Here is a 24,060-nt window from a genome sequence, read left to right on the forward strand (position 1 = left end):
TCTTTTACCTCTCGCCTCCATATCTTATCTTTGCGCTGTGAGCGATAAAACCATCCTGAAACTACAACTCCCAACCGATCCGCTGTGGGTTAAGAATGTAGTAGAAAGCAATATTGAAGAGCTATTAACCGATCATGCCTATTGCGAGCAAAAAGCGGCTACTAATGCTATAACGCTAATTGTACAAAACCCCAACCTAAGCGATGTTGTACAGGAAATGATAGCCCTGGCACAGGAGGAAATGGATCATTTCAAACGCGTGCACGAGATCTTATTACAGCGTGGCTTTACTTTGGGTAAAGAACGCAAGGATAATTATGTGAACGAACTTCGCAAATTCATCATCATAGGTGGTGGCCGCGAAGCACAACTGATCGACCGGCTTTTGTTCTCGGCAATGATCGAAGCGCGTAGCTGCGAACGTTTTAAAGTACTGTCTGAAAACATCAACGATAAGGCCCTCTCAGAATTCTATTACGAACTGATGGTAAGCGAAGCTACTCACTACGCTATGTTTCTGCGCCTGGCTAAAAAACATGCGGTAGAAATTGATGTTGACAAGCGCTGGAAAGAGTTCCTGGCTTTTGAAGCGCTGGTGATCCAAAACTACGGTAAAGGCGAAACCATTCACGGCTAAACAAATTTTCAAAACAGGCTCTCTTAGCCCGCCGTCATCGACACAAATTCCCTGTTTACCGATACCCTAATAACGTTACCTCCATCACGCTTTACTTTTAGACGTAGTAAATGTAAAGAGTACCATAGTCTGTCATAAAATACAGCTATATAACTCTTTACACAATTACTGATGAAATGTATGAAAAAAGCGGCTACCTTTTATTGCTTCATTTTTTTTGTGGCTGCTACCGCGTTTGCTCAGCAAAAACGTGGGGGCAGTTGGGAGCCGTTTGTTACCAAAAACAAAATTGCGGGCCGTAGCGAATGCAGCCTGGCCAGTTCTGACGGGATATTGTATCTGTTGGGCGGCGACGGACCAGCAATAGAGGTAGAAGCGTTTGACATGCTCCCAAAGACCTGGAATAAAAAAGCTTTAGCGCCGATTGCATTAAATCATTTTCAATCGGTTGAATTTCAATATAAATTATATGTATTGGGCGCATTCACAAGCGGCAGCTTCCCTGATCAGATACCGATAACAAACATTTACACTTATGATACGAAGTATGATGTTTGGGAGAAGGGCATAGAAATTCCTGTAGACCGGCGGCGGGGCGGAGCAGGCGCTGCAGAATATAACGGTAAACTGTATTTGGTGGGTGGCATCACCAATGGGCACAGCAGCGGCACCAATGCGATGTTTGATGAATATAACCCGGTTAAAAAAACCTGGAAGAAGCTGCAAGATGCTCCTCATATCCGCGATCATGCCACGGCTGTAGTAGCAGGCAGTAGGCTTTATGTAATTGGTGGGCGAAACACAAGCTACCATGAGCCAAATAACTTTATGGCTTTTTTTAGCAAAGTAGAACTTAGTGTTGATTGCTATGATTTTAAGAGCCGGATGTGGAGCACATTACCAGCCAGGTTACCAATGGGTACCGGCGGCGGCACGGCAGTTAACCTCGATGGTAAAATTTACTACATTGGCGGCGAGCGGGCCACTGCCAACGAGCCAAATGCCGCCCGGAAAGATACCTACTGTTACGACCCTGCCAAAGGCGGAGAATGGGTTAAAACCGGCGATTTAAACGAAGCGCGGAATGGTGCAGGCGGCACCGTTTACGAACATAAAATTTATATAGCCGGGGGCGCAGGCGGAAGCATGGGTGTTCAGCCGCTTGGTGGGCCAAGCGTAGCGCCACCCCAAGTTGGTAACCAACCAGCTTTATCAACAAATAGTGGCAAACTGCCGGGGCCTTCATCGGGTAGACAAGGCACCAAAGATATAGCGTTAGAGGTATTTACTTTAAAATAACCAGGAAGGCAATACGGAGACAGGGAGGGCAGAATTTATGTAGGTGTTTTAAATTGCCTCTCCCCCCCTCCTATTTTAACAATGAAGTGTTCTCTGTTTTATAATAGTTCCATAGGGGTTCCGCGTGTGCTGCGCGGGCCCCATTTTTAAATTTAAACTCCAACAGATCAATTCCCCCTCTTGCAAAGCATATCGTTTATTTATCTGTCCGGAGCCAGCAAAATGGTATAAAAGACTCCCTGATTTAAACTTCCTATTAAAAAAAGATTTTAAGATTGTTAACATTATGATTGTCTGGCTATTACTGCATCGATAAAGAAATTTCACTGCTTTTTTAGGAAAGACAATTAGTCGATACATTACAGCCATTTAACGACACTCTACAACGCCGCACTGCGCAAAACTGCAACTTAGCCACACAAATTAATTAAACGATTATGAAAGGCTTTGAGGACAAAAAACACATTCTTGTGCTGGATAAGGATAACCGGCTGCTATCAGTTGTAGATGACCTGGCTTATCTGGGCAACTTCGAGATCCACGTTACCTATGACCCTAATGCGGTTTACGACAAAGCCAAAGACCTTAAACCCGACCTGATTATTTTAGATTACCTGCTGCTAAATAACGAGTGCCTGGAAATTTGCGAGGATTTTAAACAAGACCTTAACCTTACCAGCGTCCCCATCATTGTGGTTACGGCCTATAAATCTAAAAAGATCCGCGCCGAAGCTTACAAGTGCGATGCCCTATTTGTAAAGCCCCTTGATATTAGCCTGTTTGCCTCACGCATGGACTATTTAATGGCCTCGTGATAACGCGTAAAAGATCATTGAATAAGGAAACCAATAACAACAAATTAATAATCATGAAAAGCAAAATTATCTATTACAGTTTATTGATGCTGGGAGCCGTGAGCATGCTGGCATCATGTACAAAAGATGCCGTTAAAAGCACCACTACGAACACAGCAAGTAATGCCTTGGCGACAGCTGTAGCTTCAACAGGCGCTATCGCAATCGCAGCTATCAGCGCAAGCGGAACTACGGATAGCCTCTATGTAGTGGGCTGCATGGGCAAGCATGGCAAAAAGGATTCCGTTGCATTGAGCGCGTTACCTGCGGCAATTGGCACCTATCTAACAGCTAACTATTCGGGTTATACGTTTTCCAAAGCGTTTTCGGTTAAGGACAGCCTGAGTGTTGTAACCAATTACATTGTAGTTATAAAATACAATGGAAATTTCGTTGGTCTGAAATTTAAAACAGACGGCACATTTGTGAGCGTATTAGAACAACGGATAGGCGATGATTTAAAACACGACAGGCGTTTTCATGCGGGCGGCCCATTTGGCGACAGAGGCGGACCGGGTAAAGATACCCTGGCGTTATCGGCTATCCCTGTAAAAGTGAAAACCTTCTTTACGGGCAGTTACGCAGCCGATACGCTGTTGCATGCATTCGTAACGCACGATAGCACCTACGTATTAGTTAGCAAAAACAATGGCTTGTACGCAACCGCCATTACTTCCGCAGGCAGTTTGATTAAACGCGCTTTGATAGATGATCATCATGGAAAAGTAGCCTCAATTACAGAAGCTGCTATCCCTGCTTCCGTAACTAATTATTTGACCACTACTTATGCCGGCTATGTATTTAACAAAGCTTTTGCCATCAGTACTAAGACAGGTGCTTTACAAGGTTACGATGTGTTCATAACGGTAAACAACACCAAATATATGATAGCATTTGATGCTGCTGGCACCTTCCGCATGGCCCGGACTATTCATTAATCAAATCAATATATTATAATTCCCCCAAGCCCCGGTTTTTGGAAACAGAGCCGGGGCTATTTTTATTGAGATCAATTGCAACTTTTCCTAGCTAGCTTGAGAAAGCTATGGCTATCCCACAAACCCTACCACATCCACGAGGTAGTTATCCATTAGTTCGATATCTATCGCATCATTAATATAACCGATATACATATCCGGGCGTATAATGAGTGCTTTTCGATGACCGGGACGGACCTCAAATTTATCAAGAATATGCTGATTTTTATCAGAAGGCGGCAGGTGAAAAAAATTGATAACCCCATTATGCCGCTGTGTTATCCACTTAGCCAGGGTAAACAGGTATTGTTCCTGGATGATGCCGATAGTAATTAAAGTAAAGCCAGGCTTGCTGCACCAGGCATGAATATCGGTCGTCTCTTGTTTCTTTTCGTCATAGATCTCCAGGTAGGGCAGGCGATCTCCCGCTTTTATTTGCGTATTATGGCTGAGATGCAAATTAAGCCTGCTATTCCGGTAATTAATGCCAGTTTGCGAGATCCGCTTAAAAAATTCAGTTCGGAATTTCTCTTTCTTCCAAACGTAATTCAGCGCCGCGGGCATTACAAATCGTTTAAACAGGTTGCTGAAAAAGTTTCTCGAGGTGATGACATTAAAGATCCGGTCGGCAGAGTTTAGTAAGTCTTTAGCCAGGGGCATTCGCTCATCCGCATAACTGTGTAATATTTTAGGCGCTATTTGATGATGTAACACGCCGGCCAGTTTCCAGGCCAGATTGTATGCATCCTGCAAACCGGTATTCATTCCCTGCCCGCCAACTGGCGAATGGATGTGTGCGGCATCTCCAACTAAAAAGCACCGGTGATCAAAAAATTTCTCGGCCACGCGGTGGTGCAGCTTGTATAGCGTGAACCAACTATTATGCAATACAGCTATTTCGATACCGGTGATTTTGTTTAAGTGTGGCAAAACATCCTCCAGCTGCAGGTCTTCCTTATTCTCCAATTCATCGGGAATACTGCCCACTATCCTGAACGATTGTTCCTCTGGCATTGGAAAAAAACCAGCGAAATATTTTTTCGACATAAATAGCTGCACATAGTCGGGACGAAGCGTACTGTTTATCTGAACATCTGCCAGGTAAAATTTATGCTGATACGTATCACCGGTAAAGGGGATGCCTAATTGCTTACGAACAACGCTGTGCGCACCATCTGCACCTACCACATAATCGCAGGTAATTGTTTCATTGGCATCAACTGTTTGCAGTTGTGCCTCTACACTACCAGGATTTTGTTTAAAAGAAATAAGTGTAGTTTGCCAGTAAACCGGGCAACAATTAAGCGTCAGAAAATCCAGCAGCAGGCGTTCGTTTTTACTTTGCTGGTAAAAAAACACAAACGGAAACGGAGTTTCGGTTTGTTGGATACTGTCCCATCCAAGTGTTGCAAAGGCTTCACCATCGAGACTAAACGAAGCCCCGGCGGCTCTTTTTCCTCCGCTGATAACCTTATCAATCACCCCCATTTGGCGGTAAATCTCCAGTGAACGCGCCTGTACCGCTAAAGCCTTTGATTGATTAGTTGGCCCTTTTCTTGTATCTATTATAGTGGGTATAATACCATAACGCAACAGTTGAGCAGCCATCATCAGGCCGGACGGGCCGGCGCCAACGATGAGAGCAGATGTATGTTGCGGCAGTGCTATCATCTATGATCAGGGATGAAAGATCAGAAAAATAGCCGGGCGTTTCCGCAGATCAGGCACCTGCTTTTTCCATTCGGCAATAGTCATTGTTTTAATAAATTCAGTTGGAGCGGTAATATCACAGGCAATACAAAGTTTAGTTTGCGGCTTTGCGGCTTTTAACACGTTATCCAGCATGCTATCATTACGAAATGGCGTTTCTATAAATAGCTGTGTTTGTTTGTTATTTTCGGCCAGGCTCTCCATTTCCTTTATCTTTTTGGCCCGCTCAACTTTATCGATAGGGATGTAACCATGAAAAGTAAAACTTTGGCCGTTAAAGCCGGATGCCATCAAAGCCAGCAATATCGAGCTTGGCCCTACCAAAGGCACTACTTTAATGCCTTTGCGGTGTGCTTCGGCAACAATCTCGGCACCTGGGTCGGCAATACCAGGGCAACCCGCTTCGCTCATCAAGCCTACATCCCGGCCTGCTAATAAACCGGTAAAAAACTCTTTTAAACCATTTTCACGATTGTGCTTACCATAATCATGGATCAGCAATTCGCTTTGCGGGCTAATAAGCCCGGCCAGCTTTAAAAAGCGGCGAGCGGTTTTCTCATTCTCTACAATATATTCTTTTACCACATTAATGGTATCTACCAGGTAAGGGGTAAAAGATTTTGCGGCGGCCTCATCGGCAAGGGGTACGGGGATTAAAAAAAGCGTTCCTGGTTGCATTTTACAAATTGACGTTTTTTATTTAATTTAAGCTAATTGTAAAATCGTTTTAAATATGGGATCATTAGGCATTAACTGGTTCATAGAAGGTTCAATAGATTTTGAACACAAAAAATACATTTTGCTAAATTACCTGCAAGAGATCAACCGCCATTTTGATAAAACCAAGCTATACCCTAACCTAAGCGACCTGGTATTTCACTACAATAACCTGCTGGATTTTAAAAACAATAAATCAGCAATACAGCAGGCATTTCCGCAACGGCTTACTCAGGCAGATATAGCCGCAGTGAAGCTTACTTACCAAAAAATTGTTCAGGATGATAATTCTATGCAAGAGATTGAAAGCATTATCCATTATGCTTTGGATAAGATGAGCCCTGCAATGCAAACCGGTAGGGAGATCTATGATTTTGTAGAGAGCCAATTAAAAATTGGCCCGGTTGGGCTGGTACCACTCATGCCGCACCATGGCTATTTCGCATTGCGCAATGGACGCGAACGAACCAATTTAATTTATGAATACCAGCTAACCATTTTTGAAAATAAAAACGATCAGTTCCGGGGTATTAACGTGCAATTTGTAAATAGTTATGAACAAAGCATCACCACCACACCAGAATCGGTTAAACTGGATCTCATCCGGCAACGCAGGCACTTGCCAAACCTAGCTGTTTATTATGTGCAAAGCGATATCAGTTTCCCGTTGGAGCAAACGTTGTTGCCGGTAGCAAAAAGGAGCCTGGTAAAGTATCTTTCGGATGCGGCGTAGGTTTGCCCCACACAATTCTCCTACGAAAGAAAGGCCTTAATGGAGTATCTTAACCAGTTGAGATCCGATCGCTATGGGATTGGAGTGGGCTTACACCAATTTTGCCAATGCGGTTCTTACTCTCGGCAACAGCTCCTGTATATCCTGAAGGGTACTCGCCCCTACTGATGCGCGGAACCAGCTAATTTCATCGCCCGTGCCAAATGCAGAGAATGGTACTAATGCAACGCCTGCCTCTTTTATCAGATAAAAATTTACATCGGCAGAATTTGCCAGCACCTTGCCTTCAACTGTGGTTTTGCCAATATAGTCAACTTTTACAGTTAAGTAGATGGCGCCCATTGGCTCGATAGAATCGATGCTAAAACCATCGGCCTTTAGCTGCTGAATGCCTTCGTGTAATGTGCTTAAGCTGGCCTGAATATTTGTTTTAAGCTGATCTAAGTAGGCATCAACAAAGGTTTCATTCTTCAGATACGCGGCCATGGCAACTTGCTCGGCTTTTGGGGACCAAGCGCCCATGTGGCCAACAATTGCTTTCATATTATTAATGATACCTGCAGGTCCGAATCCCCAGCCTACCCTAACGCCTGTTGCAGCAAAGCATTTAGAGCCTCCATCAACAAATACGGTATAATCCTTTAGTTCAGGGCGCAAGGTAACCGGATCATAATGCTGGTAAGATCCGAAAGTAAGTTGAGAATAGATTTGATCGTAAAGTAAGTATAATGGTTTTTGATCAGCCGGACGGCTAGCATTTTCGGCTATTACCAAATCACAGATCTCCTCCAGATCCTTTTTACTGAACATGGTCCCTGTCGGGTTTAAGGGAGAACACAATGCCAGCAATGTAGCGCCTTTTAAATGCGGACGCAGTTCGTCTGCTGTGGGCATAAAATTATTTTCTGCACGGGTAGGCACAATTATGGCCTCGGCCCCTGTCAAATCGCAATAGTGATTATTGTTCCATGATGGCGCAGGGAATACCACCCAGTCGCCCGGATCAACCAGAGCCAGATAGGCTGAATAAATTAGTGGCCGTGAACCGCCTGAAATTAAAATTTGATTAGGATCATAATCCAGCCCCATCCTGTTGTTAAGGAAGCCCGCAACACTCTCGCGCAGACTTAACATACCATCAGCAGGTGGATAATTAGTTTGGTTATTGTTATAGGCTTCTATAATACCTTCTTTCAGTTCGGCAGGGATCGGATAAATATTTGAATCAAAATCACCGATAGTCAAATTTGCAATATTCTGTCCCTGCTTTTTTAACTCATTTATTTCACCGGCTATCTTGATGATCTCCGACCCGCTTAAATTTTCCGCTAATACCGATACTTTCATTATAGATTTTTATAAAGTGCAAATATAGGCCTTTTACGAGAAGATAAAAGTTGGTAAGAAACAACATGCAGCAAACAAATTAAACTGGTAAAGCAAAAAAGACGGGACCTCTTCCGAAGTTCCGTCTTTTCAGTTATTTAAACATTGTGTTTGAATCTATAAGTATGCCTTTCGTAGCCTGATTATTCTCGCCCAGTGCATTAGTTTCATTACCGGATAAACTGGATCTATCTCAAACCACTTTGCGCCAAAATTGGCATTGTTTGGGCGCTTGTGATGATTGTTCTGAAAAAGTTCGCCTAACATTAAAAAATCAAATGGGGTAGTGTTTTTTGATTTGTCGTTGTTATCAAAGTTAGCATAACCATACTTATGGCCGCACCAGTTGACAATAGCACCATGGATAGGCCCCATCATAAAATGGATTGGCAATAATAAAAACATCCACCATTGTGTTGCAAAAAATACATAAAAGGCGATATATAAGCCGCCAAAAATTAAACGGGATACGATAGATGATCCTATATAATCCAAAAACTTCCATTCAGGATAATTGCCCATGAAACGTTCCTCCGGATCTTTTAACCGCTTTTCATGCATTCTATAGCTAATAGCAGTATACCAGCTCATCTGAAACACATCAGTAAAAAAGTGTGGTGAATGTGGATCTTTTTCGGTGTCGCTATATGCGTGGTGTTCGCGGTGCATTATAGCATAAGCACGTGGATTTAAAAACGATGACCCCTGGAATAAATACGTCATGAAGTAAAACAGGCGTTCAAAAACTTTCGGCGTGGTAAACATCTTGTGCGAAGCATACCTGTGCAGAAAAAAAGTTTGAAAAAACAATGATAAAAACCAGTGTGCGAGAAAGAATATTAATATGATCACAGGATTCTAATTAGTATGGGAATATTATTTATAACCATTACAAATATACGATTAAAACGTAATTGTAGTTTTAAAATTACACACATTTATGCAATAAAAAAGCCGCTCCGTACAATAACGAAGCGGCTATTTTTATCTAGTGTTGGATATTATACTTGCGCATCCCTTAAAGCTTTGATTTTATCATGGCCTTCATTGATAGCTGTTTGCTGTTGAGCAATTAACTGGCTCTGCGCCACTGATAAACCGTTAACTTCTGATAAAGCATCGCGGTATGCTTTTTTAATTGCATCTTCACCACGCTCGCACTCTGATAATACAGCCTTACGATCATGACCGCTAAAAGTAGCCTTAACATCTAACCAAGCACGGTGAATAGTGCCGGATGCAGAGTTACCAGTTTCAACTTCGCCACCTGCCTGGCCAACAGCGCTGCTTAATTCCTGTACATTTTGGCGGCTATCGCTCGCAAATTTGTCAAATACAGCTTTTAAATCAGCATCGCCTTCGCCTAAGTCCTTTGAAGCACGGTTAAACCCGTCTATCCGGTCATTATTGATTTCTATTAAGTCGTTTAATACTTCGATTGCTTTTTCTGATGTAGTTTCCATGGTAGTTTTGTTATTGTTTGGTAAACTACATACAACCACCATGCCAACGTTTAATTCTTAATTAAAAAACTTACGAACCACCGCTCCTTTAACTGTCTACCCTTAAAATTTGTAATCAATGAAGCTTATTTCTCCTTAGACTGTAGGATTTTTGAATATTGACGAATGAAAAACAGTACAAGTTTAAGCAGTACGGTGCTGAACTGACGTTGAGACTAGGTTAGCCGATGATGGCCTTTAAAGCATATCTGGCGCTTCATTTAATCGAATAGTCGTAAATACGAATTTTTCCAAGGTCCGTACCATCGGCTTGTACTCCCACGTTCTCAATTACGCCTATACCCATGTTCATATAATAGTCATAGGTTGCGAAGGTTTCCCAGCCTTCTCCCCAGTCTTGCTGTAGCAGCAGCCTTGTATGTGCGACTCTGGGAAAATTTATGCCATGGACAGTGCGGGTTAAATCTTTAGCTACCAAGGTACCAATCATTCTGGCCGGGACGCCATTTAGCGTTCCATCATCGGTTATATTTTCTTCCCAACTACCGCCAACTGGAATAGTATCATCGTAATACTTAATTTCCGTTACTTGCCCATTGTAGGAAACGTTAGCCTGCCTCGTAGTGATTATATTCTTATCGGAGTAACAATAACCATTACCCTTTCTATGCTTAGTATCTGCGTAAATTGTATGGTATTCTTTGCCATTAAATACAGGTTTGTCGCCGGTAACTGTAAGCACGGAAGAATCCTGAGCCACTCCGGCCTGATCTATTGTGTATTTCCAATAAGATCCATTACTTACGGGCTGATAGCTTAAGGACCAATCTTCTTTCGGTGGCGGCCCATACAAAGGCGGATCCAGCTTGCAGCCCTGCGCAAAAAAAGCCATTATCATGAGAATGAAAAGAAGCCGTTTATTCATACTGTACTGATACGAATATTTAACATTTAAGGTTGCCGAAATTTTTTTTCTATAGTTCGACTTATAAATGAAAAATTAAATTTCGAATTAATTTAGGCACGGCAGTACTTAATTAATTACGAAAAAATATTACTCGTTCAACATGAGCCGGATATTTTAAGACTTAAACGGCAGTGTATCAAGCTTTACCTGACAGCACCAAATTAGAAATGGATATTGGCAGATCTAAGCTCCTTTTTTTACTTTAAGACTACTCATTAACTGATCGTACAAATCGTCACTTTTGGTTACGTGAGGTTTTAGTTTTTTAACTGTAGCCCGCTTGCCTTTAGCTTTCGCATGGATGATTTTGAGCAATTCGTCGTTATATTCGTCCTTAAATTTAGATACGTCAAATTTTTCCGCATACTGATTAATTAGTGCCAGCCCCACATCCAGCTCCTTTTTACTCACAGTTACATCTTCGGCAATATTAAGGTCTTCCGTATCCCTTATCTGCTGGCCAAAGCGTATGCGCGTAACAACAAGCACATTCTTCTGCGGATGAACAATGCAAAGGCTTTCACTGCTGCGGAGAACAAATCTTGCGAGCCCAGCTTTTTTAGATTGCTGCAATGCTTTTAACAGCAATGCGTAAGCTTTGTTGTTTTTAGTATCAGGTTCTGTATAATAAGAAGTTTCGTAAAACATCGGGTTTACCTCATCAATATCTACAAAACTTTCTATTTCTATTACCTTACTTTTTTCGGGCGCTGCGTCTTCAAAATCTTTGGCATCAACGATAACGTAATCGTCGTTCATTTTATAGCCTTTAACGATCTTGTCGAAAGGGACTTCTTTTTTGGTATTTTCGTTTACCCGCTGATATCTTATTCGGGCATGGTCCCTTGCATCCAGCATATCCAGATCAATAGAACTTGTTTGCACAGCAGAAAATAGTTTTACGGGGATACTTACTAACCCAAAACCAAGTGAACCCTTCCAGATAGATCTCATATGTACAATAATTTACTACCTGTTATAACTTTAAAGCATCAAAAGGGTTTTAATAAACAGGGAATTAAGCATTTGCTTTTTTAGCAAGCCACCGCCTGCGCAACCGTACAGATTGCCAGGATACTTCAGCCGTAGAAAGCACTAGTAAAGCGAATATAGCAGCCACTACCCCCCTTTCTTCGGACGCAAAGGCTCCGGCAAGCGCAGTAAAGTATACACCAAATGGCAAAATAGCGGCAATACAAAGCCCAGTTGTATTCAAGGGTATTTTAAATGGCCGGTAGGTGTTTGGTTCAGAAATACGGAGTTTGATGAGCGTAATGTACTCCAGCGAAAGCCCTGCTCCGTAAACCGTAACATCGATAATCAGCAGCTCGGCCAGCGGCCATAAAATCATTAAGCTTACCACCATTGAACAAAGAATGATAGAAACATACGGTGTGCCGAACCGGGGATGAAGATTATTGAGCCTTTTGGGCAGTAAGCCATCATCGGCCATTGCTTTAGGCACGCGCGATACGGATAACAATACCGCTGAGTAAATTCCAAGTGAACTGGCCATACCGCCTATGGCCAAAAGCACTCCCAGCCAATGCCCGGCTGTTAATTCACCTAACGCCGGAAAGCCATTTTTGTAAAACATACCGTGATTAATTCCCGACTGGATAGCCACCATAATTGCAAAAAAGTATACCACCATAACCAGTGCAAAAGCGATAAAAGTAGCTACCAGGTAAGAGCGCACCGGCTTTTCCACCTCTTCGGCATAGGTGGTTATATTGTCCCAGCCCAGGCAGTTCCACATTACAAAATAAAGCGCCATACCAAACGAGGGGAATGGCAGCCCGCGCAATGTTTGATGTGGCACGGTAATACTGCCACCATGATGGTAAATGGCAATAACAAACAAAATAATAAGCGGAGACAGTACAACCGCCCCCAGGAATAGTGAAACCCTCCCCACCGGAACGATACCAAAAATATTCAGCGTGGCTGACGCCCAAATAATACATAGGCACACGGGAATCCGGTAGGCCTCTATCCCGGGGAAAAAGAAAGATGCATAACCGACAAACAAAACCGGGTAAATTGCCAGATCGACAAAGGTGTAGAGCCAGGTCCACCAGCCCTCGTAAAAACCCCATCGCGTGCCCAGCGCATGCTTAACCCATTTATAGTAGCCGCCGGTAACGGGCATCATACTATTTAGCTCTAATACTGTAAATACGGCGGGTACATCCCAAAGCAAAGGCGTAACCAGTAGTATTAAAATGGCGGCATGATCACCGGCATAAGCTAGTAATTGCTCCAGACCATAGGGCCCGCCGGATACCGTAAAAAATATTAGCGCTACCAGCTGGTAAGGTTTAATCTTGTTGTTTATTGCAGACTGGTGCATAAGCCCTAAAAATATTATAAATGTTGGGAAAATGACTTCTTAATATAAAAAAAGCCCCTTCTGAATAGCAGAAAGGGCTCATCTATAAAGTTCAGAAACTTACAGTTTCAGCCATTTAGTCCGTACGGCCAGCTGCTGTGCGCTGGGTGTACCTGCGTCCTCTATTTTGTATTGCACCCTGTTGTTACGCAACAGGGTTACCGGCAAATTATAGGCTTTACCATCACGGTTAACGGTAACGGTAATTTTATCACCTATTTTGTGCCCGTTCATTATTGTAGTCATATCGGTTACGGGTGTGCCATCTACAGATACGATTTCGTCACCTACGTTAATGCCATCTTTCCAGCCGGCACCATCACGAACTACCAGTGATACAATTTTTTTGCCTCCAGGCTGGTTGCTCGCGCCTATTCCCAATGTAGGCTCGTTAGTTGCAGCCAATTGGTCGGTAATTTTATAGCCAGCATAGCCTAGGTATTTATTATAATCTATCGGTGCTAACCCGTTGATGTATTTAGCATAAAAATCATCCAGATTTTTGCCAGCAAATTTTTCAAAGCCCGCTTTAAATTCAGCATCGGTATATCCACGCTTCTTACCTTTATAATAGGTTTCGTACATATACTTCATCACGTCGTCCAATGAGTTTTTAGCGCTGGTATTGTTGATGATCTCCAGATCCAACAGCATACCAACAATAGCGCCTTTGTCATAATAGGAAATACCGGTATTGTAAGAGTTTTCGTTAGGGCGGTACGATTTTATCCAGGCATCAAAGCTTGATTCGGCTAGTGGCTGAACTTTGGTACCAGGCTGGTTTTCTACTGTATTAATATCGCCAACAGCGTCGGCTAAATAAGCATCGGCAGAATAAATATCCGCATGGCGCCGAGCTATATTTTGGTAGTAAGCAGTAAAGCCTTCGGCTATCCATAGGTTGGTTGTATAATTCTCATTATCATAATCAAACGGGCCTAATACAATTGGACGCAAGCGTTTTACATTCCAAAGGTGAAAATGCTCATGTGCAACCAAACCTAAAAAGCCCATGTAGCCGCGTTCTGTCGCATACTGATCGCGGGCGGCACCCAACACAGTTGAGCTTAAATGCTCCAGGCCACCACCACCGCGTTGCCGGTTGTGTACAATAAAAGTATAATGCTTATTAGGGTTTTCACCAAAAACTTTGGTTTCGGCCTCTATGATCTTAGTCATATCCACTTTAAGCTTTTCTTTATCATAATTACCGCCACCATACATGGCAACTTCATATTTAACACCTGCTGCGTCAAACCCAAAAACATCCTGGGTACCAACTTCAATAGGCGAATCATATAGAATATCAAAGTTTGGGGAGGTCAGCGTAAATTGATCGCCGCCTACCTTCTCTAAACTAGTAGATACAGTTGTCCAATCTTTATACGGAATTATCTTAACGGTTGATGGTTGGTTCAGCATCCCTTTAGGATACAGAAAAATCCCGGTGGTTGACAAAAAGCCATGGGTAATATCTACAAAACTAGTGCGTACAGACACTTCGAATGAATACACTTTATATTTAACCGTTACGGTGGTGACACCTGCCGTTGCAATGTGCCACGTATTTTTATTGATTTTGGGTGCCAGCACTGCTCTGCCATTGGCAGTTGCAGTAAAACTTTCTATATTTTTAGCAAATTCGCGGATAAGGTATGAGCCAGGGGTCCAAACCGGCATCTTCAGATCAAGGGTAGGCTGAGCCAACCCACTAATGGTCATTTCTACATCCGCATAGTGGGCCTGAGCTTCAGGAAAAGTTACTTTGTAGGAAATTTGAGGAGCTACCACAGCTGCGCCGGCCGTTGAAATGTTCATAATTAACAAAATTAAATAAGCCAGGGCTATTGGTTTAAAATTTTTCATGGCTGCAATTTATAAATTTTATCTTTTTAATTTGAAGCTACCAAAACTGCGGCGGTGTAAAATGGTTGATACATGCAATCAATTTTTACCATAAGCGGTTAGTTTTGCGAACATTACCAATAAATACTTATATTATTGACAGATTTTTTGACTGAGATGAAGAAGCCACAAAACAATTTGACTTGTTTTTGTGAGCATACCCAAATGAACGCTCATCGGAAGTTAAAATACTTGGTTGTGCAAACTGTCCTGTTTAATACTGTCTATACTATGCTTGATTTAACTACCTCCATTTCTTACAACTATTTACGCCTGATATGAAGATTAAATACATTATATATACCTTACTGGCTCTACTCGTAGCCTTTCTCATTTACAATAAGTTCTTTAGCAAACGGGCGAAAGAGAATAGTGCAGCGATCAGTGGCGGTGGCAAAGGCGGAAAGGGTGGCAAAAAGAATGGGCCGGTATCGGTAAATCTTATGATTGTAAAAGATACGGCCGTTAATAACCAGATAGATATCACCGGAACGATAGATGCTAACGAAAAGGTAAGCCTCATCAGCCAAACGGCCGGAAATATCACTGGTATTTATTTTACCGAAGGCACGCGGGTTACCAAAGGCCAGTTATTGGTTAAAGTTTACAATGCAGATCTGCAGGCGCAATTACAGCAGATCAACGCCCAGATGATCCTGGCAAAGGATATCAATAACCGTAATAAAATTTTGCTGGAGAAAGAAGCAGTGAGTAAAGAGGAATTCGAAACATCACTGTCGTCTCTCAACGCTATGAAGGCCCAGGCCGATGTAATAAGGGCGCAAATGACGCGTACCGAGGTTCGTGCACCATTTTCAGGTACTATCGGCTTGCGTAATGTTAGTCCGGGTGGTTATTTATCACCTTCTACGGCTATAGCTACCCTGGTCAATATCGATCCGGCAAAGGTTACCTTTTCTGTACCAGAGCGTTATCTGGAGATTATTGGTAAAGGCAGCAAGGTTAAGTTTACCATAGAGAGTTCTCAAAAAGTATTTGATGCAATGGTCTACGCCATTGAGCCTGCCCTTGATGCCACATCACGTACCATCACGGTGCGGGCTAAAGCTCCAAATCCAAACAATCTGCTTACTGCGGGTGCTTTCGCCAAAATTAACCTCACGCTGGATCAGATCCCCAAAACGATTATGGTACCAACAGAGTGCGTTATTCCGGATATTAAAAGCAGTAAGGTTTATGTTTATCACAACGGCATTGCGGTAGCAAAAGATGTAAAAACAGACCTGCGTACCGATACCAAGATACAGGTGATCAGCGGGCTTAAACAAGGTGACAGCATTGTGGTTTCTGGCCTTATCCAGATCCGGCCAAAATCGCCGTTAAAAATTCTAAAAGTTATCAAATAAGCAGTATGAGTTTATCGTCGGTAAGTATAAAACGCCCTGTGCTGGCAACGGTAATGTCTGTTGTTATTGTTGTATTTGGTGTAATTGGTTATACCTTTTTAGGGGTAAGGGACTTCCCTTCGGTAGATCCACCGATAATCTCGGTGTCAACCAGCTACTCGGGAGCCAATGCAGATGTAGTGGAATCGCAGATCACCGAGCCATTGGAGAAAGCCATCAACGGCGTTCCCGGCATCCGTAATATATCCTCCACCAGCTCGGTAGGTTCCAGCAATATCACTGTTGAGTTTACTTTGGATGCGGATCTGGAAACTGCAGCCAATGATGTTCGCGATAAGGTAAGCCAGGCTCAGCGCCAGCTGCCGCAGGATATTAATGCCCCGCCGGTTGTTACCAAGGCTGATGCAAGTGCCGATAACATCATCACCCTTACTGTTAGCAGCGATAAGCGCAATATTATGCAGGTGAACGATTTTGCCGAAAACGTATTACAGGAAGGTTTGCAAACCATCCCGGGTGTAAGTACCATCAACATACAGGGGCAGCGCCAGTATGCAATGCGTTTATGGATAAACCCTACAAAGCTATCGGCACTTGGCCTTACGGCCACCGATATTGGTGCGGCACTCACCCGCGAAAATGTAGAGCTGCCGGCCGGTAAAATTGAGGGAAACAATACAGAGATCACCATCCGCGCGCTGGGTAAGCTTACAACAGAAAAGGATTTTAATAACTTAATCATTCGTGCGGATAGTAACCGGGTGGTAAGACTAAGTGATATCGGTTACGCCGTGTTGGGTTCGTCCAATGAGGAAACCTCTTTGAAGGAATCTTTTGTACCGATGGTGGGCCTCAACATTGTGCCGCAGCCTGGTGCCAACTATGTACAAATAGCCAAAGATTTTTATATAAGGCTGAAGCAGATTCAAAAGGACTTGCCTCCGGATATTAAAGTAAAAGTAGCACTTGATAACACCAAGTTTATCAATAACTCTATTAGCGAAGTAAAGGAAACCCTGCTGATCTCGTTCATATTAGTGGTCATCATTATTTACCTGTTTTTCCGCGATTGGCTCATCGCTTTCCGCCCGTTGATTGATATCCCGGTATCGCTCATCGGCGCGTTCTTTATTATGTATGTGTTTGGCTATTCCATCAATATCCTTACCCTGCTGGGCATTGTACTGGCAACCGGTTTGGTGGTAGATGATGGTATTGTAGTAACCGAAAACATATACAAAAAGGTGGAGAGTGGTATGGCTATTCGCCAGGCAGCATTTGAAGGCTCCGCAGAGATCTTTTTCGCGGTAGTTTCCACGTCAGTTACGCTGGCCGCTGTGTTTTTGCCTATTATGTTTTTACAGGGCTTTACCGGCAGGCTGTTCCGCGAGTTTGCGGTAGTTGTGGCTGGTTCAGTGTTGATCTCGGCTTTCGTGTCTCTCTCGCTAACCCCGATGCTGAATGTAAAACTGATTCGTAAGGATCAGAAGAAATCCAAATTCTACGAAAGAACCGAGCCCTTCTTTGAAAACATGATTAGCTCGTACACGGAATCGCTTGTAAATTTCATGAAGAAAAAATGGATGTCATTTGTGATTTTGGGTAGCTCACTTGTATTAGCGGCAGTTCTGTTCAAGGTTATCCCCTCAGAGCTAGCCCCGCTGGACGACCGCAGTTTACTACGTTACCAGGTAACCGGCTCTGAAGGTGCCACCTACGAATACATGACCCGCTATATGGATAAAGTGGCCCAAATTGTGGCAGACTCTATCCCGGAAGCGACTGTAAATTTGGAGATTGTTTCACCGTCGTTTGGCGGTGGCGGTTCGGCAAACTCGGGCTTTGGCCGTATCGGGCTGGTAGCACCTGATGAGCGCACCCGTACCCAGCAGCAACTGGCCGATTTTATGAACAAAAAACTGAGCCGCATGCCAGATGCACGGGCCATTGTGGTGCAGGAACAAACCATCAGCGGTGGGGGTAGTGGTGCGCGTACCTCGCTGCCAGTACAGTTTGTTATTCAGAACCAGGATTTTGAAAAGATCCGTAAGGTGTTACCTGAGTTTTTTGCTGAGGTATCTAAAAGCCCGGTTTTCCAGGGAACGGACGTCAATCTTAAATTCACCAAACCCGAACTGCGTGTAATTACCGACCGCGACCGTGCCCGCGATTTGGGGGTGGCTGTGGAAGATATTGCGCAAACCCTGCAGTTATATTATAGTGCCGGCCGGTTAGATTATTTCCTCATTAATGGTAAGCAATACCAGGTAATTGCCCAGGTAGATCGTGCCAACCGAGATCAGCCCCTTGATTTGAAATCCGTATATGTACGTAGTACTAAAGGCAATTTAGTGCAGCTGGATAATGTGGTAAAAACTGAAGAGAGCGCTACGCCGCCTTCCATTTACCACTTTAACCGATACAAATCAGCTACTGTGCAGGCTGGGCTTGCTCCCGGCAAAACTGTAGGCGATGGTATTGCGGAAATGAACCGCATCTCTAAAGAAATGCTGGATGAAACATTTAGCACCGCACTTAGCGGCCCGTCGAGGGATTTTGCTGAGGGCTCGTCCAATATTATTTTCGCTTTTTTATTCGCATTGTTGCTGATCTACCTGGTGTTGGCTGCGCAATTTGAAAGTTTTGTAGATCCTATTATTGTAATGCTTACCGTACCCCTGGCAATAGCCGGAGCATTGCTTTCACTTTGGTTGTTTGATCAAACCTGGAACATTTTTGCCCAGATAGGTGTAATTACACTGGTAGGCCTGGTAACAAAAAACGGAATCCTGATTGTAGAATTTGCCAACCAGCGGATGGAACAAGGACTGAGTAAATATGAAGCTGTAGTAGAATCGGCAACATCGCGCCTGCGCCCTATTCTGATGACCAGCTTAGCAGTAGTTTTGGGTTCGGTACCTATTGCACTGGCTTTGGGTGCCGGTGCAAAAAGCCGCATATCATTGGGTATCGTAATTATCGGGGGGATGTTGTTTTCGCTGGTGCTTACACTTTATGTTATCCCCACCATGTATATGGTACTTGCATCCAAAACACGTAAGGACCCGGATGAAGAAACTCGGGAAGAGGCAAGTGCTATTCACCCTACCCCTATTATTATCCAAAAGCATTAAGCGATATATGAAATTTAAAACGATAATTAGCTTAATTTTTTGCTGCCTGGTCTATGGTGCTGCCAGCGCGCAGGATACTGCCCGACTTACATTGAAGGATGCTGTTGAGCTCGCCTTAAAGAACAATTATAACATTAAGCTGTCGCAAAATAACACCACCATCGCAGCCAATAATGTCACCCTTGGTAATGCCGGTTTTTTACCGCTGGTAACTGGAGATCTCACTTCAAATAACAGTATCCAAACCACTAAACAAACCCGGTCAGACGGTACAGTGAATAATATTGCCAACGCGCACAACAGCAATCTAAACTACGGCGTTAACCTTAACTGGACGATCTTCGATGGATTTAATATGTTCGCCACGTTTGATCAGCTGAAACAGCTGGATAAGCTGGGCGCCATCCGCCTGCAAGATACCATCCAGTCTACCGTAGCTAATGTGATCAATACTTATTACAACCTCATCAGCCAAAACGAACAAATAAAGGCTTTACGCGGAGCAATAGAGATCTCGCGCACGCAATTACGGTATGCTAATGACAAGTTTACGGTAGGCCGGGTATCCCGGTTGGATGTTTACAACGCGCAGATCCTGTTGAATACCGATACGGCAGCGTTGATCAGCCAGTTACAACAATTTAAAACCACCAAAATACAGCTAAACCAACTGATGGTGCGCAGCCTTCAGACGGACTTTACCGTGGCCGACACCATCATTATCGACCGCTCCCTCGTTCTTGGAGATGTCATCAGCAAGGCGCAAACGCAAAACCCTACTATACTCTCATCGCAGATCAACAGGCGATTGGCCGAGATCAATCTCAAACAGATCCGTAGCACCCGCTACCCCACCCTCGGCATTACATCAGGCTATACGTTTACCCGTAATAAAACCCCGGCTGGCTTTACTTTGCAGCAAAATGCACAAGGTTTTGCCTATGGCGTAGTAGCATCTGTAAATATTTTCGATGGTTTGAACCAGTGGCGGCGCGAACGCAATGCTAAACTACAGATAGCGAATGCAGAGATTGGGTATAAACAAACGATGCTGGATATAGAAGCGCAGATCAGCAATTTTTATGTGGCTTACCTTTCCGGGCTCGATCTGATCAAAGTAGGGGAAAGTAACGTAGAACTTACCCGCAAAAACCTGTTGATCTCACTGGAAAAATATCGCATTGGCAATATCACGCCGCTGGAAATCCGCGAAGCGCAACGTAACTATCTGAACGCACAATCCATATTTTTTAATGCCCAATACCAGAGCAAAATGGCCGAGGTTACCCTCAAACAAATAACTAATAGTATAAATATCCAATAAAGTATTTATTCTTACTTTAAAAGATTATTTTTGGGCATGCCCGTGCACTACGAAACTTGTTTGCTGATAGACGATAACTACATCGATAATTTTGTTACGCGCAAAATTTTAGAAAGCGGTAACTTTGCAGATCAAATTATTGTAGAGCAATCACCACAAGCGGCATTAAAGGCGCTAAGCGCAGGTACCATTAGCCCGGATGTAATTTTCCTTGACATCCGTATGCCACAAATGAGCGGCTTTGAATTTCTGGATGCCTACGAGAAGATAACGTTTAATAAAAAAGGTGTTGTAAAGATCTATATGCTTTCCTCCTCGCTCGACCCAAACGACATGAGCAAATCCATGGGCAGTAAATACGTTGCCCAGTTTATCCATAAACCCCTAACCTACGAATCGATCGAAGAACTGAACGCATGATATTAGTAGCAGACAGCGGATCCTCTAAAACAGACTGGCTGCTTTCGGCTCCTGATGAGCAGCCCAAAGCCTTTCGTTCAGTTGGATTAAACCCATACTTCCTTACCGAAAAAGAAATTACCAAGATACTGCAGGAACAGATCATGGACTTGGTGGCTTACGCAGACGAAATCACCGAGATCTATTTCTTTGGCGCAGGTTGCTCAAGTCCCGATAGGCACGAGATTATATCCAATGCCCTTAGCATACTGTTCCCAAAATCCTACATCAGCGTAGATAGCGACTTGCTGGCCTCAGCCTATGCTACCTGCGGGCATGAAAAGGGCTTCTGCTGCATATTGGGTACCGGCTCCAATATCTCCTTTTTCGATGGAGAAGAGATTCACGACGGGCAGCATGGCCTCGGCTACATATTAGGCGATGAAGGTGCAGGTACCATCATTGGCAAAACCCTGGTAACTGATTTTCTTTATGGCAATATGCCGGCAGATATCCATTCGCAGTTTAACGAAGAGTACCACCTCACCAAAGAAATCGTTATTAAAAACGTGTACCAGATGCCCAAAGCAAACACCTATTTGGCATCATTTTCAAAATTCCTTTTTGATATTCGCCAAACCGATTATGTACAATCGCTGTTGCGGACTATCTTCCAAGAGTTTGTGGATACCAATATCAAATCGTACCAGCAGTACGGCAAGTTCAAGTTCCACTTTGTTGGCTCCATAGCCTTCGTTTTTGCAGATGAGCTAAAAGCAGTTTGCGAGGAGAACGGGGTTCACGTTGGAAAGATCATTAAACAGCCCATTACAGATCTGCTTGATTTTATCATCAGCAGGGACAAATAGGGCGGGAACAATTTGGCTATTTGGGCGTTCCCTCCGGTCGGGCTTTCCGTTCATACGGCGCGGGCCTTAACCACCTGGCCGGTATCCACTCCAATACCTAACGCAATTTTAGTCAACAAGCCTTGTTCGTGTTCGCGCAAACTACAAACCCATACATGTGAAAACAGCCCGAACATGCCCGAACAAAAAATGCAGGCTTTTAAGCGGCAGTTTTCCGCCCCCGGGCCTTTGCCTGCAAACTCAAAACCACAATAACCACAATCCAAAGCACCGCTAAAACGCTCCCGGCCTTGGGCAGGTAATCGCCATATTCCACATAAAAGGTAATATCACTATTGAGGTTGATATCCTGTTTTAGCGCTGTTTTCACCCACCAGCCACTGTGTTGCACCACATCACCGCGCTGGTTAATAAATGCTGAGATACCGGTATTGGCTGAGCGGCAAACCCAGCGCCTTGTTTCTATGGCGCGCAACTTGGCATAATCCATGGCCTGGTCTTTTCCTGAAGTATTTTCCCACCAGCCATCATTAGTTATGATCGCTATAAATTGCGACCCCTGTTTTACAGATTTGGCCACCCATCCGCCCCAAAAGGCATCGTAACAGATCATTGGCGTTACACCGATACCGCTTTGCGCGTAAAATACGCTGGGTTCAGTTTGCATAGTATAGGCCCCGGTTGCGCCGCCTAAATGAGCAAATACGGGTTTTAAAAACGCTAATACGTTGCCAAACGGTAATGATTCTGCTCCAGGCACCAGTCGTGATTTATGATAGAGCTGAACTTTTTGCGAATTCTCAATATCGATAGCAGCGCTATACCTGTCCAGGTACCGGCCATCGGGCAACTGGCTTGCCGTTTCGTTGCTCAGTTGATCATAAAGGCGATAGGTTTCACCGCCGGTTATTACATTGCCATTTTTATACCGGTTAAGAAATTGCTTTACCTGTAAATAGTGGTTGCTGACCAATATATGGTCTTCATCTATTGGGTCCACTATGGCAGTTTCAGGCCAAATGAAAAACTCGGTATTCCGTTGCCCTAAAGAATCGGATAACTTGGTCAGCGTTTCTATCTGCTTAAAAACTGGAATGGTGCCCTCCTTATCGTAGGGATCGATATTAGGCTGCGCCACTATTACATTGGATGGATTAACCTGCTCCACATAACTGTAGTACCTATACAAAGAAAATCCCATTGGCAGCACCAAAACCAGGGTTACACTGATAACTAATTGCTTTCTTAGCTTTTGAGTTTGGGCTTCTCTTAGTCCAACATATATCAAAAAAACAAGGATATTGATGGCCCAAACCCAAATGCTGCCGCCGTAAACGCCGGTATATTCATACCATTGTACCCATTGATGCGACATAGCGAATCCGTTGCCCAAAGTCATCCAAGGAAAGTTAAGATCCCAGCTTTGGTGCAGGTATTCATACCCTATCCAAAAACAAACGAGACCCAAAAGGCCTATAGTACGGTTGGTTCTCAATCGTAAATGATAATACAGCCAGCAGGCAGTAGCCGTCAGCAACGGCCCAAGCGCATAAGGAATTAACGTTACCGGCACAGCGATAACGGCGCCAATGATCTTTAGCGAGTTATATACCCAATAAATACAAAGCGTGTTCCAGATAAAAAATCCGATAAAAGTGGTATTGAAAATTTTTCTCCCTTTTTGCAGCGTGTTGGAGTTAATAATTTGCTCCATCGCCAGCAACATCGGCACCAGCCCGATAAACAGGAAGAATGTAGTGTAAGGGGTAGGTGGCCAGGCCAGCCAAAGCAATAAGCCTGAGAATATGGAAAGTGGTATGTTTTTTTTCATTTAGTAATAATCAACCGTCATTGCGAGGCACGAAGCAATCTCTAAGATTTGCAAACCGCTCTGCCTGGGTAGCGATTGCTTCGTTCCTCGCAATGA

At 43.7% G+C, this 24,060-nt stretch carries 21 protein-coding genes; 10 read left to right on the plus strand and 11 right to left on the minus strand.

The features are described 5' to 3' along the window. Positions 1 to 52 precede the first annotated feature (52 nt). Positions 53 to 637 (plus strand): tRNA hydroxylase, encoded by a 585-nt coding sequence (locus A0256_02875; GenBank protein ID AMR34409.1) that lies wholly within the window; start codon positions 53 to 55, stop codon positions 635 to 637. A gap of 180 nt (positions 638 to 817) precedes the next feature. Beyond that, positions 818 to 1,936 (plus strand): hypothetical protein, encoded by a 1,119-nt coding sequence (locus tag A0256_02880; GenBank protein ID AMR30436.1) that lies wholly within the window; start codon positions 818 to 820, stop codon positions 1,934 to 1,936. 75 nt (positions 1,937 to 2,011) lie between these two features. Here the strand turns inward: A0256_02880 and A0256_02885 are convergent, their stop codons facing one another. Next, positions 2,012 to 2,305, minus strand: coding sequence for a hypothetical protein (locus A0256_02885; GenBank protein ID AMR30437.1), 294 nt, complete (start codon positions 2,303 to 2,305; stop codon positions 2,012 to 2,014). A 68-nt stretch (positions 2,306 to 2,373) separates the two neighbouring features. Between A0256_02885 and A0256_02890 the strand changes: the two genes are divergently transcribed. Both A0256_02890 and A0256_02895 read left to right on the plus strand, forming a co-directional pair. Next, on the plus strand, positions 2,374 to 2,751 hold the full coding sequence (locus tag A0256_02890; protein AMR30438.1) for a hypothetical protein: 378 nt from the start codon (positions 2,374 to 2,376) through the stop codon (positions 2,749 to 2,751). Continuing rightward, complete coding sequence (locus A0256_02895; protein AMR30439.1) at positions 2,748 to 3,728, plus strand: hypothetical protein; 981 nt, start codon at positions 2,748 to 2,750, stop codon at positions 3,726 to 3,728. The genes A0256_02890 and A0256_02895 overlap by 4 nt, the downstream gene beginning before the upstream one ends. Before the next feature lie 111 nt (positions 3,729 to 3,839). Here the strand turns inward: A0256_02895 and A0256_02900 are convergent, their stop codons facing one another. Both A0256_02900 and A0256_02905 read right to left on the minus strand, forming a co-directional pair. Next, positions 3,840 to 5,438: a hypothetical protein gene (locus A0256_02900; GenBank protein AMR30440.1), complete on the minus strand. Its 1,599-nt coding sequence runs from the start codon at positions 5,436 to 5,438 to the stop codon at positions 3,840 to 3,842. A 6-nt stretch (positions 5,439 to 5,444) separates the two neighbouring features. Further along, positions 5,445 to 6,155, minus strand: a complete 711-nt coding sequence (locus tag A0256_02905; protein ID AMR30441.1) for an SAM-dependent methyltransferase — start codon at positions 6,153 to 6,155, stop codon at positions 5,445 to 5,447. 55 nt (positions 6,156 to 6,210) lie between these two features. On the opposite strand from A0256_02905, the gene A0256_02910 reads away from it, so the two are divergent. Next, the gene (locus A0256_02910; GenBank protein ID AMR30442.1) at positions 6,211 to 6,927 is read left to right on the plus strand and encodes a hypothetical protein; all 717 of its coding nucleotides are present in this window, start codon (positions 6,211 to 6,213) and stop codon (positions 6,925 to 6,927) included. A 90-nt stretch (positions 6,928 to 7,017) separates the two neighbouring features. On the opposite strand, the gene A0256_02915 is transcribed toward A0256_02910, so the two are convergent. The 7 genes from A0256_02915 to A0256_02945 form a co-directional block, all read right to left on the minus strand. After that, entirely contained in the window at positions 7,018 to 8,274 is a 1,257-nt protein-coding gene (locus tag A0256_02915) for an aminotransferase (protein ID AMR30443.1), read from the minus strand. Positions 8,275 to 8,430: 156 nt separating this feature from the next. Further along, the gene (locus A0256_02920; protein ID AMR30444.1) at positions 8,431 to 9,165 is read right to left on the minus strand and encodes a fatty acid desaturase; all 735 of its coding nucleotides are present in this window, start codon (positions 9,163 to 9,165) and stop codon (positions 8,431 to 8,433) included. 149 nt (positions 9,166 to 9,314) lie between these two features. Continuing rightward, positions 9,315 to 9,776, minus strand: a complete 462-nt coding sequence (locus A0256_02925) for an aldehyde dehydrogenase (GenBank protein ID AMR34410.1) — start codon at positions 9,774 to 9,776, stop codon at positions 9,315 to 9,317. 256 nt (positions 9,777 to 10,032) lie between these two features. After that, complete coding sequence (locus A0256_02930) at positions 10,033 to 10,668, minus strand: hypothetical protein (protein AMR30445.1); 636 nt, start codon at positions 10,666 to 10,668, stop codon at positions 10,033 to 10,035. 258 nt (positions 10,669 to 10,926) lie between these two features. Next, positions 10,927 to 11,697 (minus strand): Ku protein, encoded by a 771-nt coding sequence (locus A0256_02935; GenBank protein ID AMR30446.1) that lies wholly within the window; start codon positions 11,695 to 11,697, stop codon positions 10,927 to 10,929. A 64-nt stretch (positions 11,698 to 11,761) separates the two neighbouring features. After that, positions 11,762 to 13,096, minus strand: coding sequence for a hypothetical protein (locus A0256_02940; protein AMR30447.1), 1,335 nt, complete (start codon positions 13,094 to 13,096; stop codon positions 11,762 to 11,764). 99 nt (positions 13,097 to 13,195) lie between these two features. Continuing rightward, complete coding sequence (locus tag A0256_02945; protein ID AMR30448.1) at positions 13,196 to 15,001, minus strand: peptidase M61; 1,806 nt, start codon at positions 14,999 to 15,001, stop codon at positions 13,196 to 13,198. A 317-nt stretch (positions 15,002 to 15,318) separates the two neighbouring features. Between A0256_02945 and A0256_02950 the strand changes: the two genes are divergently transcribed. The 5 genes from A0256_02950 to A0256_02970 are packed head-to-tail and all read left to right on the plus strand — an operon-like array spanning position 15,319 to position 22,133. Continuing rightward, the gene (locus A0256_02950; GenBank protein AMR30449.1) at positions 15,319 to 16,407 is read left to right on the plus strand and encodes an efflux transporter periplasmic adaptor subunit; all 1,089 of its coding nucleotides are present in this window, start codon (positions 15,319 to 15,321) and stop codon (positions 16,405 to 16,407) included. Between the two features lie 5 nt (positions 16,408 to 16,412). Next, complete coding sequence (locus A0256_02955; GenBank protein AMR30450.1) at positions 16,413 to 19,541, plus strand: acriflavin resistance protein; 3,129 nt, start codon at positions 16,413 to 16,415, stop codon at positions 19,539 to 19,541. 7 nt (positions 19,542 to 19,548) lie between these two features. Beyond that, positions 19,549 to 20,865, plus strand: coding sequence for a transporter (locus tag A0256_02960; protein ID AMR30451.1), 1,317 nt, complete (start codon positions 19,549 to 19,551; stop codon positions 20,863 to 20,865). Positions 20,866 to 20,901: 36 nt separating this feature from the next. Next, positions 20,902 to 21,285 carry a hypothetical protein gene (locus tag A0256_02965; protein ID AMR30452.1) on the plus strand — a complete coding sequence of 128 codons (384 nt, stop codon included), beginning with the start codon at positions 20,902 to 20,904 and terminating at the stop codon, positions 21,283 to 21,285. Next, complete coding sequence (locus A0256_02970; GenBank protein ID AMR30453.1) at positions 21,282 to 22,133, plus strand: N-acetylglucosamine kinase; 852 nt, start codon at positions 21,282 to 21,284, stop codon at positions 22,131 to 22,133. Before A0256_02965 ends, A0256_02970 begins: the two co-directional genes overlap by 4 nt. A gap of 199 nt (positions 22,134 to 22,332) precedes the next feature. On the opposite strand, the gene A0256_02975 is transcribed toward A0256_02970, so the two are convergent. Beyond that, positions 22,333 to 23,964, minus strand: coding sequence for an apolipoprotein N-acyltransferase (locus tag A0256_02975; GenBank protein ID AMR30454.1), 1,632 nt, complete (start codon positions 23,962 to 23,964; stop codon positions 22,333 to 22,335). Positions 23,965 to 24,060 lie beyond the last annotated feature (96 nt).

Origin of the sequence: Mucilaginibacter sp. PAMC 26640 (assembly GCA_001596135.1) — a bacterium.
In the GTDB taxonomy this organism is placed as follows: domain Bacteria; phylum Bacteroidota; class Bacteroidia; order Sphingobacteriales; family Sphingobacteriaceae; genus Mucilaginibacter.